Below are 25379 nucleotides of genomic sequence, written 5' to 3' on the forward strand. Positions count from 1 at the left end.
TAAACACCCAGCCCGCGCAAGCCATCCGGCAATAAAAAACCACAGCCGGATGGGACTGTGGTTTGGGCTCAGTGCTGTTTCATGCGTTCCAGTTCTTCCAGCAGACGGTCGTTTAAGACCCGGATGTAGGTGCCCTTCATGCCCAGCGACTTGGACTCAATGACACCGGCACTCTCAAACTTGCGCAGAGCATTCACAATCACAGAACGGGTAATCCCCACCCGATCGGCAATCTTGCTGGCCACCAGCAGCCCCTCGTCACCGTCCAGCTGGCGGAAAATGTGCTGCACCGCATCCAGTTCGGAATAGGAGAGGGTACCCAGCGCCACCTGCACGGCGGCCCGCTTTCTGGCCTCTTCTTCCATGCGGCCGGCCCGGGCCCGCAGGATTTCCATACCCACCACGGTCGCCCCGTACTCGGCCAGGATCAGGTCTCCATCGGTGAAGTGCTCGTCAAACTTGGCCAGCACCAGAGTTCCCAGACGGGAACCAGCCCCCACGATGGGCACCACTGTGGTCACCTTGTTGTTAAACTTGCAGCGTTTATCGTGAGCAAAGACACAGATATTCACTGTCTGACAAATATTGGCATGGGTCTCGGTAATTTTCAGCAGGTTTTCATTGTATTCTTCCGGAAAACCTTCCGGCGACTCCACAATGTCGCGCATAATTTCACACATAAAGCCCTTTAAATACTGGTACCCCAGCGTTTTACCCCGCCGGTCGATAATATATACACTGCAATTAATATTTTCACTCAATATGGCCGCAATTTCCTTGTAATCCACCGGATAACCGGCCGACTTCTGTAAAAGCTTGTTGATAGCTCTGGTTTTTTCCAGTAAACTACGCAATCTGGCTCCATCTCCTTTCCTATAGTATATAGCGACTCAAGTCCTCGTCTCTTGCTACATCGCTCAGCTTGCTGGCCACATATTCCCGGTCGATGACCACGGTTTGCCCCTGCATTTCCGGTGCGTGGAAGGAAAGCTCCTCCAGGAGCTTTTCCATGATGGTGTGCAGGCGCCTGGCACCAATGTTCTCTGTGCGTTCATTAACAGTATAAGCGATTCTGGCGATTTCGACAAGAGAATTTTGTGAAAATTTTACGATGAGCCCTTCCGTACGCAATAGCTCTGTATACTGTTTGATTAAAGAGTTTTGCGGCTCTGTCAGAATTTGTAGAAAATCTGCTTCGGTCAGGCTGTCCAGCTCCACCCGGATGGGGAAACGCCCCTGCAGTTCGGGAACCAGATCCGACGGCCTGGACATATGAAAGGCCCCGGCGGCGATAAACAGGATGTGGTCGGTTTTCACCGGGCCATATTTGGTGATTACTGTCGAACCCTCTACAATGGGCAGTATGTCCCGCTGCACTCCCCCCCGGGAGACATCGGGCCCGGCCCCGCCATCGCGCACGGCGATCTTATCAATTTCATCCAGGAAAATAATTCCGTGCTCCTCGGCCCGGCGCACCGCCCGGGCGGTCACCTCATCCATGTCAATCAGCTTCTGGGCTTCCTGCTGGGTGAGGATTTTCCTGGCTTCGGCCACAGTCACTTTGCGCCGCTTTTTTTTGCGGGGAAAAATGTTGCCCAGTACGTCCTGCAGATTAATTCCCATTTCCTCCACACCCTGACCGGTGAAAATCTCCAGCATGGGGGTGGACTGTTCCTCCACCTCTATTTCAATGTACTGGTTTTCCAGCTCACCTCGCTTCAGTTTATAGCGCAGTGTTTCGCGCTCGAACTCCACCCGCCGGGCCAGCTGCTCCTGCTCCCGGTCGGTGGTTTGCTCCCCCCGGCCGCCGGCGGCGGCCAAAAACAGCTCCAGGGGATTGCGCGGTGCGCTTGGCCGGGCTGGCAGAGGCGCCATGATTTCGACTATTCTCTCCTCGGCCAGCTGGCGAGCCTTTTCCTCCACTTCGGTCATTTGTTCCGCCTTGACCATTCTGATGGAAGTTTCCACCAGATCCCGCACCATGGACTCCACATCGCGTCCCACATAGCCTATTTCGGTAAACTTGGTAGCTTCCACCTTGACAAAAGGCGCCTTGACCAGGCGGGCCAGACGGCGGGCAATTTCGGTCTTGCCTACACCGGTAGGGCCAATCATCAAAATATTTTTGGGCATGACCTCGTCACGCAGTTCCGGAGGAAGCAGCGCCCGGCGGTAGCGGTTGCGCAGGGCGATGGCCACCGCCCGTTTGGCTTTTTGCTGTCCTACTATATATTTATCCAGTTCAGCCACAATTTGTTGCGGCGTGAGATTCTCCACTGCATCACCCCACCTTTCCGATTCCGGCCCGGCCTAAAGCTCCAGCGCAGTGATATGCTCGTTGGTGTAAACACATATTTCCGCCGCCAGCGCCAGCGCTGTCCGGGCCACTTCCGCAGGAGCCATTTCCGTATACCTGGACAGAGCCCGGGCTGCCGCCAGGGCGTAGGGACCGCCCGAACCTACGGCCACCACGCCGTCATCGGGCTCAATGACCTCGCCGCCGCCGGAAATGACCAGCAGGTGCTGCCGGTTGGCCACCACCAGCAGAGCTTCCAGGCGGCGCAAAATGCGGTCGGTGCGCCAGTCCTTGGCCAGCTCCACCGCCGCCCGCTGCAGGTTTCCGCGATAAGATTCCAGTTTGCCTTCGAATTTTTCAAAAAGAGTGAAGGCATCGGCTACCGATCCGGCAAATCCGGCCAGCACCTGCTGATTGTATAGCAAGCGCAGTTTATTGGCCCGGTGCTTTAAGATGGTATTCTGGCCCAGTGTCACCTGTCCGTCTCCGGCCAGGGCCACCCGGTCTCCTTTTTTTACTGCAACAATCGTCGTGCCGTGTAGCATGGCCTACATCTCCGACCCAATCTTAACCATTAATTATTTCGTTTTTGGGACCCTGTAAAACAAAAATATTATACCAATAAACATTATGCCCGGGGATGGGTGCGGGAATAAATTTCTTTTAATTTTTCTGTAGAAAGGTGGGTATAAATCTGCGTGGTGGACAGGCGCACATGCCCCAGCAGCTCCTGCACCACCCGCAGATCGGCGCCGTTATCCAGCAGATGGGTGGCAAAAGAATGGCGCAGGGTGTGCGGGCTGACCCGGCCGGGCAACTCTAGCCTAGATAAATATCCGCGGATGATTTTATGCACTCCCCGCCGGGTAATCCTCCCTCCGCGGGCATTAAGAAAAAGCGCCGACAAAGCGGTGGCGCGCACCAGAACCGGGCGAGACAGCTGCAGGTAAACCTGCAGGGCATCCGCCGCCATGTCCCCTACCGGCATGATCCTTTCCCGGCCCCCCTTACCCAACACCCGCAGCCGCCTGGCTGCCATTTCCAGGTCCTCTACATCCAATCCCACCAGTTCACTGACCCGCAGGCCGCAGCCGTAAAGTACTTCCAGCATGGCCCGGTCGCGCAGGCCGAGCACGCTGTCAGCCGGACTTTCCACTAGCTGGCTGCACTGCTCGGGGTGTAGGAAGGCCGGCAGTTTTTTCTCTCCCCGCGGCGGTTTGACACCAGCCAAAGAGTTATCCGGCAACACCCCCTCCCGGGCCAGGTAACGGAAGAAAGAGCGCCAGGCCGTGGTCTTGCGGGCCAGAGTGGTTTTTTGCCACCCGGCCAGGGCCAGCCGGGCCAGGTAGGCCCGGAAGAGCTTGTGATCAATATCGGCGGGCTGCACCGCATAATCCGGCTTGCCCAGCGCGGCAGCAAAGAAGTCCAGACCGGCGAACAGATCCTGGCGGTACCCGGCCAGGGTGTTCTCGGCCGCGTTTTTTTCCACCTGCAGGTAGAGCAAGAAGCTATCTATGTAATGATACAACCGACATCACCCTTCCCGGAGCGGCGCTAAAGCTACAGGGCGTTAGACAACAATTCCCCCAGCAGAGCCAGAGCCCGCTCGGCCATCATCCGGTGCCGCCGCTTCTTGTCTTTTACCGCTTCTTCAAGAGGAGGGAAAAGCCCGAAGGTCACATTCATGGGCTGGAAATACCGCGGATCGGCACTGGTGATATAATGAGCCAGCGCTCCGTGCGCCGTGGCCGGGGGAAAAACCAGCGGCGGCTGCCCGCGCTGCAGGCGTGCCGCATTGATACCGGCCACCAGGCCGGCACTGGCCGACTCCACATAGCCTTCCACGCCGGTAATTTGACCGGCCAGCAAGAGGCGGGGGTGTTCCCGGAGCTGGTATGTGGGCAGGAGCAAGGCAGGGGCGTTGACATAGGTATTGCGGTGCATCACCCCGTACCGCACAAATTCGGCCTTCTCCAGGCCGGGGATCAGCCGGAAAACCCGCTCCTGCTCCCCCCACTTGAGGTGGGTTTGAAATCCCACCATGTTGTACAGCGTACCGGCCGCATTATCCCGTCTCAGCTGCACCACTGCGTAGGGCCTTTTTCCGGTGCGGGGATCCACCAATCCCACCGGCTTGAGCGGCCCGTAACGCATGGTGTCCTCACCCCGGGCGGCCAGCACCTCAATAGGGAGACAGCCCTCAAAATTCACTTCGCGCTCCAACTCTTTGCGGGGTGCCCGCTCCGCCCGCACCAGCTCTTTCCGGAAGTGCCGGTACTCCTCCTGGTTCATGGGACAGTTGACATATTCACCTTGCCCTTTGTCATACCGGGAAGCCTTAAACACCCGCTGCCAGTCTATTGATTCGGCCGTAACAATCGGCGCCACGGCATCATAAAAGTAGAGGTAATCCCGCCCGCACAGCTGTTGCAGTGCGGCCGACAGCGCGGGGGAAGCCAGTGGGCCCGGAGCCAGGACGGCAATCCCCTCCCCGGGTATACCGGTGACCTCCTCCCGGCGCACCTCCACCAGCGGATGTTCTTCCAGCTGCCGGGTCACATAGCGGGCGAAGCCCTCCCGGTCCACGGCCAGCGCCCCGCCCGCCGGCACGGTGTGCCGGTCGGCCGCCTGCATGATCAGCGAATCCAGCCGGCGCATTTCTTCCTTGAGCAGCCCCACAGCGTTTTCCAGCGCGGCCGCCCGCAGCGAATTGCTGCAGACCAGTTCGGCAAACCAGCCCGTGTGGTGGGCCGGAGTGCATTTCTGGGGGCGCATTTCATAGAGCAGCACCTTGATGCCGCGCCTTGCAATCTGCCAGGCCGCTTCCGCTCCCGCCAGGCCTGCTCCTACCACGGTTATTGCTGTCAAAATCAAGCGGCCCATTGCCCGCCGTGCGGCAACAGGCCTGTTCCCTCCTTTGCTCACATTGCTGTTCCGGCTTTTTTTCGGCCGCCAGCCGGTTTGGCCCCGGCCGCCGCCTTGCCGGCCGCAGGCGCCTTTGCTGCGGCGGCTCCCGTCAAAGGCGTTTCCCGGCTGTGGGCGGTTTCATTAATGCAGCGCAGCTGCTCCTGACCGCGCACGCTTTTCAATACCATCATGCTGCCGCAAACCGGACATTTTTCCCTGGTCGGCCGGTCCCAGACCACAAACTCGCACTGCGGATAGCGGCTGCAGCCGTAAAAAACGCGGCCTTTTTTACTGCGCCGCTGCACCATCTCTCCCCCACAGTGCGGACAGGGTACCCCGGTAGGTTCCAGCAGCGGCTTGGTGAATCGACATTCCGGAAAACCCGGACAGGCCAGAAACTTCCCAAAACGCCCCATCTTATATACCAGGTTGCGCCCGCATTGCGGGCAGGTTTCTTCACTCACTTCCTCGGCCACTTCCAGGCGGCCGATTTCTTCTTCCGCCCGGTTCAAAGTCTCCTGGAAAGGCCCATAAAACTCTTCCAACAGCTTCACCCAATCCTGCTCGCCTTCTTCCACCTCGTCCAGCTTCTCTTCTACGCTGGCTGTAAATTCCACATCAATGATCCTGGGGAAGTAGTCCTTGAGCAGATGCACCACTAAAATGCCCAGCTCGGTGGGATAGAACAGTTTTTTCTCCCGCACTACATAGCCGCGCTTCAAGATGGTCTCCACAATGGGAGCATAGGTGCTGGGGCGTCCGATGCCCTTTTCTTCCAGGGCTTTGATCAGGGTGGCATCGGTATAGCGGGGCGGCGGCTGGGTAAAGTGCTGTTTAGGCTCCAGCCCCACCTGTTTTAACAACTCTTTTTCCACCAGTTCAGGCAGTTCGGCCAGTGTTTCCTTTTCTTCCTCATCAGTGCCCTCAATATAAACCTGCATAAAGCCGCTGAAACGCAGCACCGCACCGCTGGCCCGGAAGAGGTATTTGCCCGCGGCCACATCCACGGTGGTGGTATCATAAATCGCCGGACTCATCTGGCTGGCCACAAAGCGAGACCAGATCAAACGGTAGAGCTTGTATTGATCTGTAGTAAGATATTGTTTAATGGCATCGGGCTCCCGGTAAACCGCCGTGGGGCGGATGGCTTCGTGGGCATCCTGGATCCGCCCTCGGGCCGGTGCTTTACGCACTTTTTCCGGCACATAGCTGCTGCCGTAACGCTCACTGATATACTGGGCCGCCTCCTGACGGGCGGTTTCGGATACCCGGCTGGAGTCAGTGCGGATATAGGTCACCAGACCCACCGGCCCTTCACTGCCCAGCTCGATCCCTTCATAGAGCTGCTGGGCCAGCAGCATGGTCTTGCGGGCAGTGAAATTGAGCTTGCGGGAAGCCTCCTGCTGCAGGGTACTGGTAATAAAAGGCAAAGGGGCGTGGCGCAGCTTTTCTTTGCGCTGCACAGCGGCCACCCGGTAAGCGACGTTCTCCAGTTCCTGGATAATCTTTTGCATTGCGGCCGCGTCGCCCACCTGAGCCCGCTCATTAGCAATTTTATGCAGTTTGGCCGTAAAAGTCTGACCGTTCTCCTTTTGCAGGCTGGCCGTCAGAGTCCAGTACTCCTCCGGAACAAAGGCGCCAATCTCCTCTTCGCGGTCCACGATCAGGCGTACCGCCACTGATTGCACCCGGCCGGCGCTGAGGCCTTTTTTCACCTTGCGCCAGAGCAGTGGGCTTAAATTATACCCCACCAGGCGATCCAGAATACGCCGGGCCTGCTGGGCATTTACCCGGTTCATGTCTATAGGCCGGGGATTCTGCACCGCTTTTTGTACAGCCTGTTTGGTGATCTCGTTGAACTCAATGCGGCAGGGCTGGGCTGCATCCATCTCCAGCAGATTGAGCAAATGCCAGGCAATGGCCTCGCCCTCCCGGTCCGGGTCGGAGGCCAGCAGCACCCGGTCGGCCTTCTTCACCGCACTGCGCAGTTCCTTGATAATCTCCCCTTTACCGCGGATGGTAATATATTTGGGAGCAAAGCCGTTTTCTATATCCACTCCGAACTGGCTCTTGGGCAAGTCCCGCACATGACCCATGGAGGCACGCACAAAATATTTGCGGCCCAGAAATTTGCTGATACTTTTGGCCTTGGCGGGCGACTCCACAATAACCAGGGTCTTTTCCAATACCAACACCTCTATTCTTTCCACCGCTGGTGCAAAAAATCTTTCCCACCGGGCGGCTTTAAGGATAACCCGTTTTATTTCTTAAGTTTATATTAACCAGAAAAGCTTTATGCCTGTCCATGTCCGGCCCCGGCTCAAACCGCCGCACTTGCCCAGCGGCTTCAAATCTGGCGCAGGCAGAAACGATGACCGGGCAACTGGCGCACCAGCCCTTTCAGTTCCAGAAACGAAAGAATGGTCAGCACCTGATTTATAGGCAGGCCGCTTTTGACTGACAGCGTATCCACATCCACCGGTTCCCAGGATATCAGCGCCAGCAAGGCCTCTTCCGCGGGCTCCAGGCTAACACCGCCTGCTCCACCCGCACCGGTGAAAAGCCTGGTCAGCCCCAGTTCTTCCAGAATATCCCCGACATCTTCCACCAGCCGGGCCCCCTGACGTAAAAGCCGGTGCGGCCCCCGGCTCATTTTGCTGGTAGCCGGACCGGGCACGGCCATCACATCCCGCCCCTGCTCCAGAGCCAGATAGGCTGTAATCATGGCTCCGCTCTTCTCCCCGGCTTCCACCACCACTACCGCCCGGCAAAGTCCACTGATAATCCGGTTGCGCACCGGAAAATGCCAGGGTTGGGGTGGTGTGCCGGGCGGAAACTCGCTGACCAGGGCCCCGCACGCGGCGATATCGGCAAACAGTTTCTGGTTCTCCCGCGGGTAAACCACATCCAGGCCGCAGCCCAGTACGGCCACGGTTCTGCCCCCGCCGGCCAGGGCGCCCCGGTGGGCCGCCGTATCAATGCCCCGGGCCAGGCCGCTGACCACCGTAATACCCGCTCTGGCCAGCTCCCGGCCCAGTTTTTCTGCCATGTACAGCCCGTAGGCAGTGGCCCGGCGCGAACCCACCACGGCTACCGCCTGCTGCCCGAGCAGCTCAACATCTCCGGAATAAAACAGACCCAGCGGCGGGTCGGCAATATTGCGGAGCAGCTCGGGAAACTGCTGGTGGCTATAGTTAATGAAAAAAATCTTCTGCTGCTGCCACCGGCGAATTTTCTCTTCCAGCAGGCTGCCGCTCAATAAACCGGTCCAATCCCTGGCCTGCCGGGCCGACATCAGTTTTAAGGCCACCAGCTTTTCTTCCCTCGCCCGTAAGAGCTCCGGCCAATCACCGGCCAGAGGCACGCAGTCCCAAAAACGCCGGGCCTGTCCCGCCATGAGCAACTGCCAGGCCAGACACAGTCTGGACAATTCCAAAGAAACCCGCCACCTTCTCGGGCTCCGGTCATCCGGCCCGGTTATTAGTTCTCCATTGCTCATTCGGGGCAAAAATATTATTTCCTTCCTGACACCAGAAAAAAATACCATCAAACAAAAAACCACCGGTACACACCGGCGGTTGCCCGGCGGGAAATTACTTCCCACCGGCCTGCATTTGCTGTTGCAGGGCGTAAATCTCCTGCAAGCTGACGTTCAGCGCCCGAATACCGGCTTGAAAGCTGCTTAATGACACCGAGGTCTTTTCCAGCACCCCCATCAGCAACTTGAACTTCTGCTCAATCTGCGGATCGCTGGCCAAAAGCAGCAAGATCAGGATCAAAAAAAGAGCGTACGGGCTATTATCCTGCACAACCAACCCTCCTGTCCGGTAGCGCCACCTGTTTTTTAGCCATCTTTTTACAACATCATATGTCCGGCTGCCGGCTGGTGTGCCTGGCAGCAGGCATAAAATACCGCTCCTGGCCATATCCTTTACCAGCACCCGACCATGCGATGATATTTTACAGGAGGTTTTATGCACATACCACAGGCCGGTATCATCCTGCTCCTGCTGGTCGCCCTGCTCAGCCGCTCGCACCTGGTGGCCATCAGCTGTGCCATATTGGTGGCTTTGCCGGTCTTCGACCGGCAGGCCGTCCTGCTGGGCTGGCTGGAAGGCAGCGCTTTAAAAATCGGTCTGACCCTGCTCATGATCTACATTTTGCTGCCTGTAGCCCGGGGTACCATCGACGGGGTGGAAATCCGCCACACAGTCACCACCTTAAGCGGCTGGGTGGCCCTGGCCGGCGGAGCCATGGCCACCCATTTCAACGCCCGGGGCCTGGAACTTCTACAAAGCCGCCCGGAAATAGTCTTCAGCCTGACTGTAGGTACAATTGCCGGCACACTATTTTTCCGCGGCGCTCCCTGCGGTCCGGTGATGGCGGCCGCCATCACCGCCATCCTGCTGCAGGTGGGCAGCCTGATATAGCAGGGCCTCCTCTTCCGGCACAGGCCGGCCGAGCAGATAACCCTGCACATAATTGCATCCGCTGAGGCGCAGGTACTCCAGCTGGGCCGGATCTTCCACACCCTCGGCCACCACCGGCAGACCCAGAGCCTGCACCAGCTGAATTACCGCTGCCAGAAAATCCTTTTCCCTGCTGTGCTGGGCCCAGTTCACCCCGCGCAAAAAAGAGCGATCCAGCTTAACCACATCAACAGGCAACCGGCGCAAATAGCTCAATGAGGAATACCCGGTGCCGAAGTCATCTAAACTCACCACTATACCCATATCCCGCAGCCGGGACAATTTTTCACCATAAAAATCCAGAGATTCCATCAGGGCGGTTTCGGTGACTTCCAATCCCAGGGCAGCGGTTGTGGTTCCCGTACGCTGCAACACTTTTTGGACAAGCTCGACGAAATCTCCCCGTTGCAACTGACGCGGCGAAATGTTTACCGTAACCCGGATTTTCCCACCACCGGCCTGCCTTAAGCGATTGGCAAAAGCACAGGCCTTTTGCAAAACAACTTCCCCCAGCTGGACAATCAAGCCGCTCTCCTCGGCCAGCGGAATAAAACTGGCCGGCGAAACAAAACCGCGGGACGGACTTTGCCAGCGCACCAGCGCTTCATATCCGTAAACCTGTCCCGTAAACACATCCAACACCGGCTGGTAATGCAGGACAAACTCGTCTCGCTCCAGAGCCAGGCGCAGGTCCTTTTCCAGAGCCAATCGCTCCGCCAGCCGGTCACCCATGGCCTGCTGATAGTAGACAACCTGGTTTTTACCCCGTTCTTTGGCCCTGTACATAGCCGTGTCGGCCTTTTTCAGCAAATCCTCCGCACTGCAGCCATCCCGCGGGGATACAGCCACGCCCACACTGGCACTCAGATAAAAAGTATGGGCTGCTATGTCTATTGGGCCGCTGATTCCCTGGCACACTTTTTCCGCCTGGCCTTCCAGATCTACCTCACCGGTTAGCCCGGACAGCAGCACCACAAATTCGTCTCCCCCCAGCCGGGCCATGTAAGCATCCGGCAGGTTTAAAGCAAGCAGCCGCCGGGAAATCTCCACCAGAGCCTGGTCTCCGGCGCTGTGACCACAGGTATCGTTAATATTTTTAAAATTATCCACATCCAAAAATATTACCGCCAGCTGCTCACCCGGTGCTTGCTCGGCCAGACACCGCTGCAGGTACTCCTGCAGCGCTGCCCGGTTAGGTAAACCGGTCAACGGATCGCTGTAAGCCATTTGCTTGATGACCTGTTCCTGCAGCTTTTTCTCGGTTATATCGGTCAATGAGCCGGCCATGCGCACGAAGCGACCGGCCCCATCATACAGCGCCCTACCCCGGGCATAAAACCAGCGATACTGACCATCGCGCGTGCGTAAGCGGTACTCGGCGCTGTAAAAGGGCGTCTTTCCTTCTACATGTTCCTGATTAAGCCGCAAAGTACGCTCCCGATCTTCGGGATGCAGCAACTGCTGCCAGGTTTGCCGGGTGGAGGGCAGTTCAACCTGATCATAGCCCAGGATCTCTCTCAAGCGCTGGGAAAAATATATTTGATCGGTGCGTACATCCCAGTCCCAGATGACATCGCGAGACCCCTCAATAGCTAAACGGTAACGTTCCTCCATGGTTTCCAGCTCACCCTGCACCCTCCTAAGTTCATCTAGCTGATGGCGCAGTTCCTCTTCAGAGGCGGTCAGTTCCTCATACATGGCCGCCAGCTGGGCATGAGCCGCGGCCAGTTCCTGTTCATAGCGCACCCGGGGAGTGATGTCCACCAGGATCAGCTCGAAGCGAACAGCCCCCGGCTGCTGCAGCGGCCAGGCCTGCCCCCATAAAAACACGGTTTGCTCCAGGGGCAAGCGCACTTCCAGTTCCAGCTCGGAAACCAAATGCCCCTGGCGCAGCTGTTCTAGCGTTCCCAGCCACTTTTCCCGCTCCCCCGGCCCCAACAGAGCGGCCAACTCCAGCGGTGCACAATGGCTTCCCGGCAAAAAGCTCAACCGGCTGCAGGCCAACTCATTGGCCCGCACCACCCGGCCCTGCTCGTCCACCAGCAGGTGCCAGATGCCCGCCGTATTCATGGCCGCAGCCGTCAACCGCTGTTCCTCCTGCAGGCGGCGGCCCAGGCGCAACACGCGAAAATTGTACCACAACAGAACAACTGTGCCCAAAAGCAGAATAAGCAAAAAATAGTTGCGCACGCGATCAATGCGGGCAAATATTTGCTCCCGCGGCGCAGCAGTGGCAAAAGACCAGCTGGTACCCGGCACGGGAGCAAACCCCAGATACTTGCGCTCCCCGTGGTACACATACTCTCCGGCCCCGGTCTGACCGGCAGTCATGCGTTTGGCCAGCGCAGCCAGACTGGTTAAAGAAGGATCTTGAGCAGAATTTTTTATAATATCGTCAAATCTATATACCAGATCTCTCTGGTCATGAGCAATGGTCACCCCCTTATCGTCCAGGATAAAGGAATTGCCCCGCTGGCCCAGCTTAATCCGGTCGGTTATCCAGCAAAAAAAAGCCCCCTCCCGCAGGGCGGCCAGCATGCCGGTAATCTGGCCATCCTCCCACAGCGGCACCGCAAAGAGCACTACCAGGCGGTTGATCTCGGGCTGCCAGAATGGAGCGGAGACATAATTGCGCCCGGACTGGGTCTGAAGCAGAGCCTGCTCCCATATGCCCGAGCTATGCAGGATCTGGCTGTTTCCGTAAACATCCCGGGCCTGTCCCAGCCGGTCAACCAGGTACATATTCAAGTAACCAATCCGCTCACATTCCTTTCCCAGCCAGGTCAGGCGCAATCCGACGGGAATTTCTTTGCTGCTGAACATTTCATGACCGGCCAGAGTTTCCAGAATGACCAGTTCCGCATTAATGCCGGCCCGCACATTGTAAGCCCCCTGCCGGGCCAGATCCACCAGGGTGTCCTGTACATTGGCCACCAGAGTAACACTGGCCTGATAGTAAATCAACAAACCCGCACCCAGCACCAGCAATGGCCAGACCAGCACCCGGTAACCGGTACTCCTGCCCCAGTCCGACAATCGCAACTAAACCATCCCCTTAAGAAACGTATATAAACTATAAACGCCAACCGATCAGCCGGAGCTGTCTGCAAGGCTGTTACAGTTACGAACTAATTGCTGTTGTAGTCACGAACTAATTATACTATAAGTTGCGCTGCGGTAAAAAATATTTTGTCTAAACAGGTCGAATTTTCCAATACAGGGCGGGGTAAAACCACCCACTAGCGTTTAGAAAAAAACATTGACATCCCCCGGCCAGCATATTATATTTTTGCTAGCAGGCGATCGGGACTTCCCGGTTCGGAGATGAGCAGAGCCATAGCAGAGTGGAGACGAGATGAGCCTGAGGCGAGCGGCAAGAGTTACCAGCATGTAACAGCCAGGTTCATCCTGGCTGTTTTTATTTTTCCAAAATCAAACATATATTCTAAAGGAGGTTTTCCCATGTCCGAACACAGCGTATTACCGTCCCGGAACAGCCTGCAAGCAGGAGATATAGTGCTGGTAGCCGCCCTGCTGGCTGCCGGCGCGGTGCTGCGGCTGTTCGCGCCGCAAATTCTGGGCATCACCCCCAACTTTGTCATTGGCATGTACTGCCTGGCCATTTGCCTGCTGCGCCCCGGAATCAAGGAGACGCTGGGCATCGGCCTGGTGGCCGCCGCCGTCTGCCAGGTCACCACCAAGTCGCTCATCCCCTACCTCAATTTCCTCAGTGAACCGGTGGGCATACTGGTAGCCTATGCTGTGGTACGCGCTCCATTCGAGCCAGCCCTGAAAGGGTATACTTTCAAGCCGGCCCTGGCCACTCTGCTGGGCACCCTGGCCAGCGGCCTGACCTACATCAGCATTTTCAAGACGGCCATCCTGTTTGTGGAAGTCAAGAAAAACCCCACTTTTTCCTACCTGCTGCTGGTGGTACTGGTCACCGCCGCAGCCAACACTGTACTGGCCCAGGCCCTGTACCAGCCGCTGCTGACCGCTCTGGGCCGCGGCAGCCGGCCCGAACACCCGGCGGCATAAGCCTGCATCACTACAATACGCTGTGGCCGTCCCGGCCACAGGGAAGGAGAAACGGGTGTGAATCCACTGTTGAAAGTAGAGAAACTTTCCTTCAGCTACCCGGGGGCTTCCGCCCCTGCACTGCGCAGTATTGATCTGCAGGTAGAGGAAGGCGAACTGGTAGGCATTGCCGGCCCCTGCGGAGCGGGCAAAAGTACCCTGCTGCAGTGCCTGGCTGGCATCATACCACGGCACCGTTCGGGTATTTATAGCGGTACAGTGCGGGTAGCGGATCAAGGCGTGGCCGGTCTGGACCGCCGGACGGCCGCCCGCACCGTGGGCATTGTGCTGCAGGATCCGGAAGCCCAGCTGGTGGCTCCGGTAGTGGAGGAGGAAATCGCCTTTGGCCTGGAAAACCTGGGCCTGCCCGCTGCACAAGTCGACCGGCGCATTACCGAAGCACTGCAGGCCACGGGCATTGACCACCTGCGCCATTGCGCCACTTCTCGTCTGTCCGGCGGACAGAAGCAGCGGGTGATCATCGCCGCGGTGCTGGCCATGCGCCCCCGCCTGCTGCTGCTGGATGAACCCACCGCCGAGCTGGATCCCCGAGGCAGCCGCATGGTTTGGGAAACCCTGCACCACCTGGTTACTGCCCACAACATGACCGTCCTGGTGGTGGAGCAAAAAATCGGTCTGCTGGCCGAGTACTGTTCCCGGCTGGTACTGATGGAGCAGGGCCGAATAATTCTGGACGGCCGAACGCGTACTGTTCTGGCGCAGCAAGAGAGCATTAACCGTGCCGGTTGCGACTGCCCGCCGGTGAGCGAACTGGCCCGGCTGCTGCAGGAAAAAGGCCTGTACCGGGGGGATTTGCCCGTTACAGTAGAAGAAGCATACTCCATGGTCCAGCAGATAATTAAGGTAATTACAGAAAATTTCCCTCCCGGCCTGACGGCCCGGGTAGCTGCGGGGGGTGGCAGACCTTGATCTGGCTGGAAAAGGTTTGTTTTCAATATCCCGATGGCCCCCCTGTACTGCAAGACATCACCCTGCACATTGGATCAGGTGAATTTGTCGCCCTGCTGGGAGCCAACGGCAGCGGCAAAACCACCCTGCTCAAACTGCTCAACGGCCTGCTGCGGCCGGTTTCCGGGCGGGTGGTAATTGACGGTCTGGATACCGCTCAAAGCCGCACCAGCCAGCTGGCCCGCCGGGTGGGGTTTCTCTTTCAAAATCCCGATCACCAGATATTTTGCTCCACTGTATATGAAGAAATCGCTTTCGGGCTGAAAAATACCGGCCATCCCACACCGGCCATTCCGGCCCTGGTCCGGGAAGCGGCCCGCCAGGTGGGCCTGGAACACCTGCTATCCGCATCTCCCTGCACCCTGAGCAAAAGCCAGCGCCAGCAGGTAGCCCTGGCCAGTGTGCTGGCTCTGGGTACACCGATTCTGGTGCTGGATGAGCCCACCACGGGTCAGGCCCACCGCACCGGCCGGGCCATCCTGGAACTGATCCGGCAAATGCACCGGGCAGGCCGGACCATCATCATGGTTACCCATGATCTGGAACTGGCCCTTATGTATGCCCAGCGCTCCATTGTGCTGCAAAACGGCCGGGTTACCGCCGACGGACCGACCCGCGCCATTATGAGTCAGAGGGAGGTTTTACTGGCAGCCGGTCTAGAACAGCCCCAGATCTGTCAGCTGGCCAGCCTGCTGCAGAAGGACTTTCCCGCCTGGAGCGCCCTGCACCGGGCCGCCACGCCGTCCGAAATGCTCGGAGCCATACTGCACATCCGGGGAGGTGAGCGCAGTGGCCGCTCTGCTTGAATACACCCACCGGGACTCCTTCCTGCATCATTTGCACCCGGCCACCAAACTGCTCTGGAGCATAGCTGTGCTGGTGCTGAGTTTTCTAACCGACCGGCCGCTGTGGATCCTGGCCCTGCTGCTGGGCAATTTGCTGCTGGCGGCAGCCGGAGGGGTGCTCAAACGTATGCTGCCCGTCCTGCGCAGCCTGGCCATATTTGCCGCCATCCTGGTTTTAATGCAGGTCTTCCTGATCGATGAAGGGAAAACGCTTTTCTACCTTTTCCCGGCCTTTGGCGCAGGCCGGATTACCGACACCGGACTGCAGCTCAGCACCCTGGCCGCCCTGCGCATGCTGGCCACGGTCTCCACCATACCGTTACTGCTTTTGACCACCCGCATGACCGATCTGGCCGCTGTACTGGTGGAGAAATGTCGCATCCCCTATTCTTACGCCTTTATGTTTCTCACCGCCCTGCGCCTGATTCCCACCCTGCTGGACCGAATGGAACAGGTACTGCAGGCCCAGGCCGCCCGGGGCTACCGTACCGACACGAAAAATCTACTGCGCCGGATACTCCTGATCCTGCCCCTGGCCATCCCGCTGCTGGTATCCACCGTGCAGAAAATTGAACAGACCGCCCTTTCCATGGAAATGCGCGGCTTCGCCAGCGGCCCGCGCCGCAGTTACCGGGAAATAAAAATGCAGCCCGCTGACTTTATATGTGCAGGGCTGCTCATGCTAGCCGTGTCAATCAGTATAATTGTCCAATTAATTTAAGAAAGCGCGCTCTAAGGTTTAATATAGGCATAGCCTGCCGCCTGTTTTTGTACCAGTTCGGCAACACCGGCCGGTACCACCTGGACAAAAGGAGGCAGGGCACTGTTTTCCAGCGCGTGCTCTTTAAGGGCATTGCGACAGGCCTTAAATACCACCCCGCGCTCGGCCAGCTGAACCATTTGTCCCAACTCTTCACCGTCCATGAAATAGCCGGTCACTGCCGCCGCGTTGGCCACCACTTCCACCTGCGCGGCGGCATCTCCCACTTCCCGCAAAAAGTTAGTAATGTTTTTTAAAGCCCGGGGCCATAACTGGCCATCCGACACATGAAATACTACCCGCCATTTTTCCACCGGCATATCACCCCCTTCCAGAAATTCGGTCATTTTCCATCTAGAATATTGCGGGCCAATTGACGTAATTCCTGCAATTTTTCCCTGGCCAGCGGACTCACTCCCGGCAAAGCATACTCCCGGCCAATATAACCGTACTTGGGTTCACCTAACCGGTGGTAACCCAGCAACTCATACTCCACTCCGGGCAGCTGTTTGACCAGCCTGGCAATAGCTGTAATATCATCGGGCGTATCATTAAAGCCAGGAACCACCGGCGTGCGCACAGTAATGGGCAAAGCCGGAAACCTTTCCCGCAGGCCAAATAAATTGGCAATGATTCGTTCATTATCAACACCAGTATACTGTTTATGCTTTTCTTTATCCAAACATTTTATGTCATAAAAAATACTATCCAGGTAACCGGCCACAGCCAGCAAGTCATCCCCAACAGCATAGCCGCTGGTTTCCAAGGTGGTATTAATGCGCCGCCGGCGGGCCTCCCGCAACAGCTCTTCTAAAAAGCGAGGCTGCGCTAAAGGCTCTCCGCCGCTTACCGTCAGGCCACCTGCCGAACGAGAATAAAAAATACCATCTTTTTCTACAATATCCAAAACTTCCCCTGCACTCATCAGACGACCGAAAACGCTTAAAGCGCGGGACGGACAAACATCAATGCAGCGCAGACAAACCTGGCACTGGCCCCGATCAATGCTTATCTTACCTTCTGTACCGCTCTGCAAAGCCCCCGCAGGACATACCGCCAGACAGAGCCCACATTGCTCCAGGCCAATACACTTATTGCTATTATAAGCCAGCTCGGGCAGCGCAGACTGGGACTCGGGATTGCTGCACCACTGACAGCGCAAAGGACATCCCTTCAAAAAAACAATAGTGCGAATCCCGGGGCCATCATGCACTGAATAGTGCTGGATATTAAAAACATATCCCCGGTTTTTCTCCCCCCCGGAACTTTCCCACTGGCTTCTTTCATCCGGCATAACCATTCCCCCCAATATAATCAAGGGGGGTAAACTACGCCCCCAGGCGGAGTTTACCCCGAACACCAGGTTAGATGGTATCGTGATCGGTTCTGGCGATGATATCATCCTGCAGATCGGGGGAAAGATCGACAAAATAAGCACTGTATCCGGCCACCCGCACAATCAAGCCGCGGTATTTATCGGGATCCTTCTTGGCTGCCAGTAGCGTTTCTTTATTGATCACGTTAAACTGAATATGCCAGAGCCTTAAATCACACCAGGTTTTAATAAAGGACACCAGCTTGCGCGTCCCTTCCTCACCGGCCACACAGGAAGGAGTAAGCTTGATATTCAATAGGCGCGAAGCCCGCTCCCGATAACCATAGTTTTTGGAGTGTAAGTTGGACAGCAGCACCGCTGTAGGGCCATTGATATCAGCGCCATGGGAAGCCGAAGAACCGTCGGACAGGGGCGTCCAGGCCTTGCGACCGTTGGGAGTTGCGCTGACCACTTTACCGAAGGGCACGTGGGAGGTAAAGGGTACCAGACGCAAATCCAGGTGAACACCCAGTTCCTTAGAATATTTGCGGGTAAACTCCAGCGCTGCCCGATCCACTTCCCGGGCAATCTCATCGGGATAGGAATCATTATTGCCATATTTGGGAGCATTGAGCAACATTTGCCGGATGGCTTCCTTGCCCTCGAAGTTTGATTCTAAAGCGGCCAGCAGTTCGGCCATGGTCAACCGTTTTTCTTCAAAGACCAGTTTCTTAATGGCAGCCAGAGAATCCACCACGGTGGCATAACCAATCAGTTCAAAATAGCCCAGATCAATACCCTCTTCGATTACAGGCGTATGCAGATCCTTGCAATATTTCATGCACAGATCATGCATGGCCGACAGCAAAGGGGCTGCAAAGTGCTTATGCCGCAGATTGTTGATAATGTATTGCTGAATAAAGGCATGTTTTAAGAAGTTGGTTTGCTGAGCCAGGTAAGCCTGCCAGAATTCTTCCCAGGTTTGGAACTGGCAGGGATCTCCCGTAACTAAACCCAATTGCTCTTCACCATACTTCTTCATCCGGCCGTTGTACAGGGTCATCTCCACTGCTGCGGCAAAATTGATATAAGCGCAACCGCTGGTAAAAGTATCCCGGTTGGGCATCCGGCACTCCGAACAACCGGAAACCGCATAATCAAAAGCTTCTTCAAAACGAGCACCCTTGGCCAGCAACAGAGGAATAACCTCTTCATCATTGATCAGTTTGGGAAAACCGGAACCTTCCTTGATGGTTTCCGCCACTTCATACAGATACCTTTCTGGCGAACGGGCATTAATGCGGGCCGCCAGGTCGGGATAGTTGAGCGGAAACTGCTGCTTGGATTTTAAAAAGAGATAGGTCAGTTCGTTGGTGGCATCCCGACCATCGGGAGTCTGACCGCCAACAGTGACAGCTTCCCAGTGGGCATACCCTTCATTAAAGGCACCGCCGGTAGGCGAAATGTACAGGTCAATAAACTGGGCCATGGCCACCCACATGCATTCCAGCAATTCCATAGCCTTTTCTTCGGTTATCCGCCCGGCCGCCAGATCCTGCTTATAATAGGGATAGAAATACTGGTCCATCCGGCCGTTGGAGATAATTGTGCCGGTTTTTTGTTCCATGCGCGAGAACATCTGGGTAAACCACTGCGATTGTACCGCTTCGTGGAAGGTACGCGCCGGATTTTCCGGCACCCATGCGCATATGGCAGCAATTTGCTCCAGTTCCCGCCGGCGCACCGGATCGCTTTCCCGGGCCGCTTTTTCCGCCGCCAGGTGGGCATGCCTTTTGGCCCAGGTTACAATGGCCTCACAGACAATCACAATGGCTTCCAGGAAGGGTTTTTTCTCCATATTGTCCACCGGGCTTAAAGGATCCAGCTGCGCCAGCCTCTGCAGCGCTTCTTCCTTGATTCCTTTGAAGCCCCGCTTGAGCACTTTTTCAAAGTCGGGCACCCACTGGATGGAGGAGCGGAAAGAAGCGGTTTCATTGACTATAAAGCGCGACTTGAGCGGATCGGCCGGATCATAGGTCAATTTAAGCGTATCGGCAGGCAAGGAGATAGCCAGGTCTTCGTGGAAGGTTTTGCCTTTCCAGTACGGTGCTATCTCATTGATAATATAATCGGCGTCGGCCTGGGTAATGTTAAATGGCGATTCCACCCGGTTGGGCAGTTCCTTAACCGCCAGATCCAGAAAATCGCCATCCAGCTCGGGATATAAAATCCCGTACCGCCCCTGGGCACCGGCCCGCCCCACCAGCAGCTGGTGGTCATCGATATAGACCGTGATGTTTTCGGCAATGTGGCGCAAAGCTTTGGCCCAGCGCAAAATCAGGGGCTGACCTTCGGTCTGTTTGAAAGATTCGGTGAAATACTTGGCCCGCTCAATGTCAATGATCGGGCGCTGACCCTGAAAGCTTTCCAGAATCTTATAGATTCTCTCCCGACCCTTTTTAAAGTCATCTTTACCCAGCATTTCCTCATGAACCCTTTGCTCATGGGGAGAAAGTACAGTACAACAGCTGGTGCAGGTGCTCATAACCTTAGCGCCTCCTCAAAAATAATTTAGGATAAATTTGATTTAAATAACCCACATTGCTAATTAAAACTTGCTACTGCCTCACCGTAGAGGCAAAAGTTTATCAAAAAAGCGCCAGTGAAAATTTATTACTTAACCAGATTGGTCAGCCAGAGGGAGATGGCCGGCACATAAGTGACCAGGAGCAGCACCAGGATCATGGCCAGCAACTGGGGCAGGGCCACTTTGGACAGCTGTTCTATCTTCAGTTTGGCTACACCGCTGGCCACAAACAGGTTTACACCTACGGGCGGAGTGACAAAACCTATGGCCAGGTTGACCACCATAATCACCCCGAAATGCACCGGATCCACACCCACCTGGGTCACCACGGGCAGCAGGATGGGAGTTAAAATCACAATGGCCGCCAGCGCCTCCATAAATGTTCCCACCCAGAGCAACAACAGGTTGATCATGAGCAAGATCATGATTTTGCTGCTGGTGATGCCCAGGATCAATTCGGCAATCCGGTTGGGCACCTGCTCAATGGTCATGATATTGCCAAAGATGGTCGCCATGGCCATAAGCACAATTACCACGGCCGATGTGCTGCAGGCCTCCATAAAGCAGGCCGTGATGTTCTTCAAATTAATTTCTTTGTAAACAAACACTCCCACAATCAGGCCATAGAAAGCAGCCACCGCCGCTGCCTCGGTGGGCGTCATGAGCCCTCCGTAAATGCCGCCCAGAATAATCAACGGCACCAGCAAAGCCCATTTAGCCTCCCAGAAAGCCCGGCCAAAGGTGCGCCAGGTGCGCGGGCGCTCCTCCCCCCGCCAGCCCCGCCGGCGCGAAGTGTAATAACTTACCGCCATTAAGACCAGGCCGGTTAAAATCCCCGGCACCACGCCGCCCAAAAACAGCTTGCCTATCGACACTTGAGCGGAAACCCCGTAAACCACAAAGGGGTTGCTGGGGGGGATCATCACCCCGATGGCTCCGGCACAGGCCACCACCGCAGCCGCAAAATATTTGTCATAACCCCGCTCCACCATGGCCGGAATGGTCAGGGCACCAATGGCCGCCACCGTAGCCGGCCCGGAACCGCTGATGGCCGCAAAAAACATGCAGGTAGCAATTGTGGCCAGCGCCATGCCGCCGTAAAGCGAACCCAGCATTTCATCGGCCAGGGCAAAAAGCCGCCGGGACAGGCCGCCCGCCCCCATAAACACGCCGGCCGCCACAAAGAAAGGAATGGCCATAATGGGAAAACTGTCTATAGATGTAAAGCAAATCTGGGCCACATATTCCACCGGCAGAGTGCCCGTCCCCACAATGGTCACCAGGGCGGAAAGCCCCAGGGCGATAGCAATGGGCACTCCCAGCACCAAAAAGATGACAAAGTAACCAAATAGCCAGACCAGGGTATCCAGCTGCCAGGTAAACACCGGTACAGCCAGCACCAGGCAAGCCGCCAGACCAATCAGGGTATCCTTTACTCCACAGACCATAGCCTGGCGTACCAGATCCTGTCCTACCCGCAGGGCCATCAGACCAAAGCCCAGCGGCAAAATGAGATAAGGAATGAAGAAGGGGATTTGCAAGGCCGGTGTAGTCTGGGGCATGGCCAGTTGCATTTGCAGGTGGCCAATACCCATCACCAGTACCGCAGACGCCAGCACCAGAAAACACACATCCACAACGATCCAGGATATTTGCTGCCAGCGTGCCGGCAAACGGTCATAAACAATGTCCACCCGGATATTGCTGCGTTTCTTAATGGCTAGAGGAATAGCCAGGTAAGAAATCCAGACAAAGATGTACCGGGCCAGTTCCTCGGTCCAGGTGGCCCCACCACTGGCCCCCAGATAATGGGTGGCCAGATAACGATAAAAGGTTTGGAAGGTGATAATCAGAATGATGGCCAGAAGACCGATAAACAATATCGGCTTTTCCAGATGCTCATCCAACCAGGCCAGCGTCCTGCGCCAGTATGGTGGAGCCCCATCGGCCCCCGGACGCGCCATTACCGACTCGTTTGGCATGGGCATAACCCTCTCTAGCAAGTTAGTGTAGGAGGAGCGGGAGCACATCCCGCTCCTCGTTTTTAAAACAACCTACTCTTGTGCCTTCACAACCAGATCGATTAAATCCTGACCGATCTTGTCATTAAACTCATCCCAAACCGGTTTGGTCAGTTTTTTCATCTCCTCCAGTTCGGCCGATGTCATATCATGTACCTTGATGCCTGCATCAATGAATTTCTGTTTGGCCTTTTGTTCCAGATCAAATGAAATCTGTCTTTCATACTGCAGAGCTTCCTTGCCCGCTTCCAGCAAGATATCCTGTACATCCTTGGGCAGATTATCAAAGTATTGTTTGTTAATCATTAAAATATGCATACTGTAGTTGTGGGCGGAAGTCATGGCATACTTGAGCACCTCGTGGTGCTTGGCATCATAAAGCAGACCGAATGTATTGCCCTCAGCGTCCACAGTGCCCTGCTGCAGGGCGGTATATGTTTCTCCCCAGGCGATGGGCGCAGGGTTCATGCCCAGAGCCTTGGCCACCGCCACCTCCACCGGCGAGTTGGTGGTGCGCACCTTAAGGCCCTTTAAATCGGCCGCATTCTTGATTTCCTTTTTGGTGCTGACAAAATTGCGATAGCCATATTCACTAAACATGATGGGCTTTAAACCAATGGCTTCTGAATCTTTAATAAAATATTGGCCCAGTTCCCCCTCATCCAGCGCCTTGTACAATTTTTGCTGTTTATCCGGCGATATGATGTAAGGCAGGTCAAACACCATCCATTTGGGTGAAAAACTGGCCATATTGGGTGAAGAACTGGAAGCCATTTCTAAAGTGCCCTTTTGCACAGCCTCCATGGTCACCCGGTCACTGCCCAGCACAGTGTTGCCATAAAGCTGAATCTTCACTTTACCATTGGACTTTTGCTCCACCAGCTCTTTGAACTTTTCATAACCCAGGGTCACATTATTGCCCGGGGCCATGGGATGAGCCAAACGAATGGTGATGGCCTTGCCATCCCCCGCCGCCGGCTTGCTTTCTCCCTCCCCGTTTTTCGCTCCACCGCCACAGCCGGTCAACACCAGGGTAGACAGAGCCATTACCGCCAGCACACCTTTAAACCAGCGCTTTGCACCAAACATTTTCTCTACCTCCGATTCCTTTCTTAGTTTAAAATACCCAATGGAATTGCTGGCCGTATACCTGAATGCATCACCTTCTTTCAACATCAGATGTTTCCAAATCTCTACTCACCTTTTCGCAAAGGCTGTGCCAGCTCAATAAAAGGCTGATCTACTTCTCCTCTACCTATTCGCACCAAAATAAACCTGTGCACACTTGCACAAGTTCAGCCGGTCCTTGTCATCCAGACGACACTTTTGATGTGTTTAAAAACTTGTCCAGGACCACCGGCCATGTTATCATTGCATTACTGCAACACATGTGCAGAAATACAACTTCCCGCTCCCGAGGAAGACCTCCCACACCGGGACACGAATTTACACCCATTCTGTCGAAAATCATGCTAAAATTAAAATACTGAATATATCTTTTTAATGCCTGGGGGGCTGTTTGTGACACATACCACCGAGCAACAGCGTGCGCTGAGCTATTTTTATAAAATATTGGACCTTTTTTCCGACGGGGTATACATCACCAATTCCCAGGGCGAAACCGTCTGGGTTAACAGCGCCTACGAAAAAATGACCGGATTAAAAAGGGAGGAACTCATAGGGCGCCTGGTCACCGACTTAAAAAAAGAAGGGGTTTTTGATATTGCCCTCAACCCCATTATTGTAAAAACCGGCAAGCCCCATACGGCGGTGCAGCTTTTTAAGTCCAGCCGCAAGCTGGTGCTGAACGGCTACCCCATTTTCAATCCCGCCGGCCAGGTAACCTTTGTGGTCACCTATGTCCGGGACATCACCGTACTTTCTCAGTTAAAAGAGCAAATAGCCTCCCAGGCCGAACTGATTGAAAAGTATCACCTGGAAGCAAGTTTTTTACGCCACAAAACCCTGAATGGCGAAGAAGTCATTGTCAAAAGCCCGCGCATGCTCAAGCTCATAGAGCTGCTCCAACGCATCGCCTCCACCGACACCACGGTTTTACTGCTGGGCGAAACAGGCGTGGGCAAAGATATACTGGCCCGCAAAATCCATCTGCACAGCCAGCGCGGCGAAGGACCCTTTTTTAAAGTCAACTGCGCCGCCATCCCGGAAAATCTGCTGGAATCCGAGCTTTTCGGCTACGACCCGGGAGCTTTTTCCGGTGCCAGCCACAAAGGCAAGCCCGGCTATTTTGAAATGGCCGATGGCGGCACGCTGTTCTTGGACGAGATCGGCGAACTGCCTCTATCCATGCAGGCCAAACTGTTACGCGTTCTGCAGGACCAGGAAGTTATGCGCGTAGGATCCACCCGGGTACGCAAAGTAGATGTCCGCTTTATTGCCGCCACCAACCGAAATCTGGAACAGGCAGTAAAGGAAGGCACCTTCCGCAGCGACCTGTATTACCGGCTGCGGGTGGCCGTGCTGGAAATTCCTCCCCTGCGCGAACGCCGGGAAGAAATCCTGCCTTTAATTAACTACTTCCTCAGCAAATATAATACCAAATATAAAAAATGCCTGTATTTATCCCCGGAAGTGGAAAATATTTTACTCGAATATCGCTGGCCGGGTAATGTAAGGGAACTGGAAAACCTTATCCAGAGCCTGGTGGTAACCCAGGAAAAAGAAGAACTATCCCCTGCCGATTTGCCCGGCTACATTTTAAATACTGATGAATTACGAGAAAAACTGCTGGCTGCCACCGGCCACGAACAGGAAAACCGCTCCCTGCACCAAATAATGGATGTTTTTGAGAAAGCCCTGTTACAGAAGGCCCTGCAAACCCACGGCAGCCTAACAGCCATTGCCAAAAACCTCCAGGTAGACCGTTCCACTGTGTTCCGGAAATTAAAAAAACACGGCTTGCTATAAAACCCCTTTTGTTGCAAATTTACAAGGGCCGGGTGTGCAGTTTTGCAATATCCGGCCCGCCTGTTTTGGTCAACAACCGGACATTTTTGTTCCTGCTCGTATTGCAACATTTCAACAAGAGCCCTCTTCATCCCCCGGGCAAAAATTTCTCCCTACCTAATCCTTCCCCAGTGGTATCAAAATTGCGTAACACACCTGCCACAAA

General features: G+C 55.6%; 20 protein-coding genes. 6 read left to right on the forward strand and 14 right to left on the reverse strand.

Translation table 11 applies throughout. The features are described 5' to 3' along the window. Positions 1–68 precede the first annotated feature (68 nt). The 8 genes from codY to ACUVTU_RS05315 form a co-directional block, all read right to left on the reverse strand. Positions 69–854: a GTP-sensing pleiotropic transcriptional regulator CodY gene (codY, locus tag ACUVTU_RS05280; RefSeq protein ID WP_445888912.1), complete on the reverse strand. Its 786-nt coding sequence runs from the start codon at positions 852–854 to the stop codon at positions 69–71. A gap of 19 nt (positions 855–873) precedes the next feature. Continuing rightward, positions 874–2277 carry an ATP-dependent protease ATPase subunit HslU gene (hslU, locus tag ACUVTU_RS05285; protein ID WP_445888913.1) on the reverse strand — a complete coding sequence of 468 codons (1404 nt, stop codon included), beginning with the start codon at positions 2275–2277 and terminating at the stop codon, positions 874–876. Positions 2278–2310: 33 nt separating this feature from the next. Then, positions 2311–2841 (reverse strand): ATP-dependent protease subunit HslV, encoded by a 531-nt coding sequence (hslV, locus tag ACUVTU_RS05290; protein ID WP_445888914.1) that lies wholly within the window; start codon positions 2839–2841, stop codon positions 2311–2313. A gap of 83 nt (positions 2842–2924) precedes the next feature. Next, positions 2925–3824, reverse strand: a complete 900-nt coding sequence (locus ACUVTU_RS05295; protein ID WP_445888915.1) for a tyrosine recombinase XerC — start codon at positions 3822–3824, stop codon at positions 2925–2927. Positions 3825–3856: 32 nt separating this feature from the next. Further along, the gene (trmFO, locus tag ACUVTU_RS05300) at positions 3857–5179 is read right to left on the reverse strand and encodes an FADH(2)-oxidizing methylenetetrahydrofolate--tRNA-(uracil(54)-C(5))-methyltransferase TrmFO (RefSeq protein ID WP_445888916.1); all 1323 of its coding nucleotides are present in this window, start codon (positions 5177–5179) and stop codon (positions 3857–3859) included. A gap of 38 nt (positions 5180–5217) precedes the next feature. Continuing rightward, positions 5218–7389, reverse strand: coding sequence for a type I DNA topoisomerase (topA, locus tag ACUVTU_RS05305; RefSeq protein WP_445888940.1), 2172 nt, complete (start codon positions 7387–7389; stop codon positions 5218–5220). 161 nt (positions 7390–7550) lie between these two features. Beyond that, a complete protein-coding gene (dprA, locus tag ACUVTU_RS05310) occupies positions 7551–8639 on the reverse strand; it encodes a DNA-processing protein DprA (protein WP_445888917.1) in 1089 nt (362 codons plus the stop codon). 157 nt (positions 8640–8796) lie between these two features. Beyond that, positions 8797–9012 carry a hypothetical protein gene (locus tag ACUVTU_RS05315; protein WP_445888918.1) on the reverse strand — a complete coding sequence of 72 codons (216 nt, stop codon included), beginning with the start codon at positions 9010–9012 and terminating at the stop codon, positions 8797–8799. 165 nt (positions 9013–9177) lie between these two features. Between ACUVTU_RS05315 and ACUVTU_RS05320 the strand changes: the two genes are divergently transcribed. Next, on the forward strand, positions 9178–9633 hold the full coding sequence (locus ACUVTU_RS05320) for a DUF441 domain-containing protein (RefSeq protein ID WP_445888919.1): 456 nt from the start codon (positions 9178–9180) through the stop codon (positions 9631–9633). Here ACUVTU_RS05320 and ACUVTU_RS05325 read toward each other — a convergent pair. Next, a complete protein-coding gene (locus ACUVTU_RS05325) occupies positions 9550–12714 on the reverse strand; it encodes an EAL domain-containing protein (protein WP_445888920.1) in 3165 nt (1054 codons plus the stop codon). The two genes, ACUVTU_RS05320 and ACUVTU_RS05325, sit on opposite strands and share 84 nt — an antisense overlap. Before the next feature lie 420 nt (positions 12715–13134). Between ACUVTU_RS05325 and ACUVTU_RS05330 the strand changes: the two genes are divergently transcribed. Genes ACUVTU_RS05330 through ACUVTU_RS05345 form a run of 4 tightly spaced genes read left to right on the forward strand, consistent with a single transcriptional unit; the run spans position 13135 to position 16284 of the window. Further along, positions 13135–13710, forward strand: coding sequence for a tryptophan transporter (locus ACUVTU_RS05330; RefSeq protein ID WP_445888921.1), 576 nt, complete (start codon positions 13135–13137; stop codon positions 13708–13710). A 57-nt stretch (positions 13711–13767) separates the two neighbouring features. Further along, positions 13768–14679, forward strand: a complete 912-nt coding sequence (locus ACUVTU_RS05335; RefSeq protein ID WP_445888922.1) for an energy-coupling factor ABC transporter ATP-binding protein — start codon at positions 13768–13770, stop codon at positions 14677–14679. Then, complete coding sequence (locus ACUVTU_RS05340) at positions 14676–15524, forward strand: energy-coupling factor ABC transporter ATP-binding protein (protein WP_445888923.1); 849 nt, start codon at positions 14676–14678, stop codon at positions 15522–15524. The genes ACUVTU_RS05335 and ACUVTU_RS05340 overlap by 4 nt, the downstream gene beginning before the upstream one ends. Beyond that, on the forward strand, positions 15508–16284 hold the full coding sequence (locus tag ACUVTU_RS05345; RefSeq protein WP_445888924.1) for an energy-coupling factor transporter transmembrane component T family protein: 777 nt from the start codon (positions 15508–15510) through the stop codon (positions 16282–16284). The genes ACUVTU_RS05340 and ACUVTU_RS05345 overlap by 17 nt, the downstream gene beginning before the upstream one ends. 11 nt (positions 16285–16295) lie before the next feature. Here ACUVTU_RS05345 and ACUVTU_RS05350 read toward each other — a convergent pair whose 3' ends face one another. The 5 genes from ACUVTU_RS05350 to ACUVTU_RS05370 all read right to left on the reverse strand — a co-directional run bounded on the left by ACUVTU_RS05350 (position 16296) and on the right by ACUVTU_RS05370 (position 23335). Beyond that, the gene (locus ACUVTU_RS05350; protein ID WP_445888925.1) at positions 16296–16670 is read right to left on the reverse strand and encodes a DsrE family protein; all 375 of its coding nucleotides are present in this window, start codon (positions 16668–16670) and stop codon (positions 16296–16298) included. Continuing rightward, complete coding sequence (gene hpsH, locus ACUVTU_RS05355) at positions 16667–17617, reverse strand: (2S)-3-sulfopropanediol dehydratase activating enzyme (protein ID WP_445888926.1); 951 nt, start codon at positions 17615–17617, stop codon at positions 16667–16669. Before hpsH ends, ACUVTU_RS05350 begins: the two co-directional genes overlap by 4 nt. A 70-nt stretch (positions 17618–17687) precedes the next feature. Then, positions 17688–20183, reverse strand: coding sequence for a (2S)-3-sulfopropanediol dehydratase (hpsG, locus tag ACUVTU_RS05360; RefSeq protein WP_445888927.1), 2496 nt, complete (start codon positions 20181–20183; stop codon positions 17688–17690). A 128-nt stretch (positions 20184–20311) separates the two neighbouring features. Continuing rightward, the gene (locus ACUVTU_RS05365; protein WP_445888928.1) at positions 20312–22207 is read right to left on the reverse strand and encodes a TRAP transporter large permease; all 1896 of its coding nucleotides are present in this window, start codon (positions 22205–22207) and stop codon (positions 20312–20314) included. 72 nt (positions 22208–22279) lie between these two features. Then, positions 22280–23335 carry a DctP family TRAP transporter solute-binding subunit gene (locus ACUVTU_RS05370; RefSeq protein ID WP_445888929.1) on the reverse strand — a complete coding sequence of 352 codons (1056 nt, stop codon included), beginning with the start codon at positions 23333–23335 and terminating at the stop codon, positions 22280–22282. Positions 23336–23767: 432 nt separating this feature from the next. Between ACUVTU_RS05370 and ACUVTU_RS05375 the strand changes: the two genes are divergently transcribed. After that, complete coding sequence (locus ACUVTU_RS05375; protein WP_445888930.1) at positions 23768–25174, forward strand: sigma-54 interaction domain-containing protein; 1407 nt, start codon at positions 23768–23770, stop codon at positions 25172–25174. The last annotated feature ends 205 nt before the right edge of the window (positions 25175–25379 follow it).

The sequence above is a fragment of the Desulfurispora sp. genome (genome assembly GCF_052744395.1).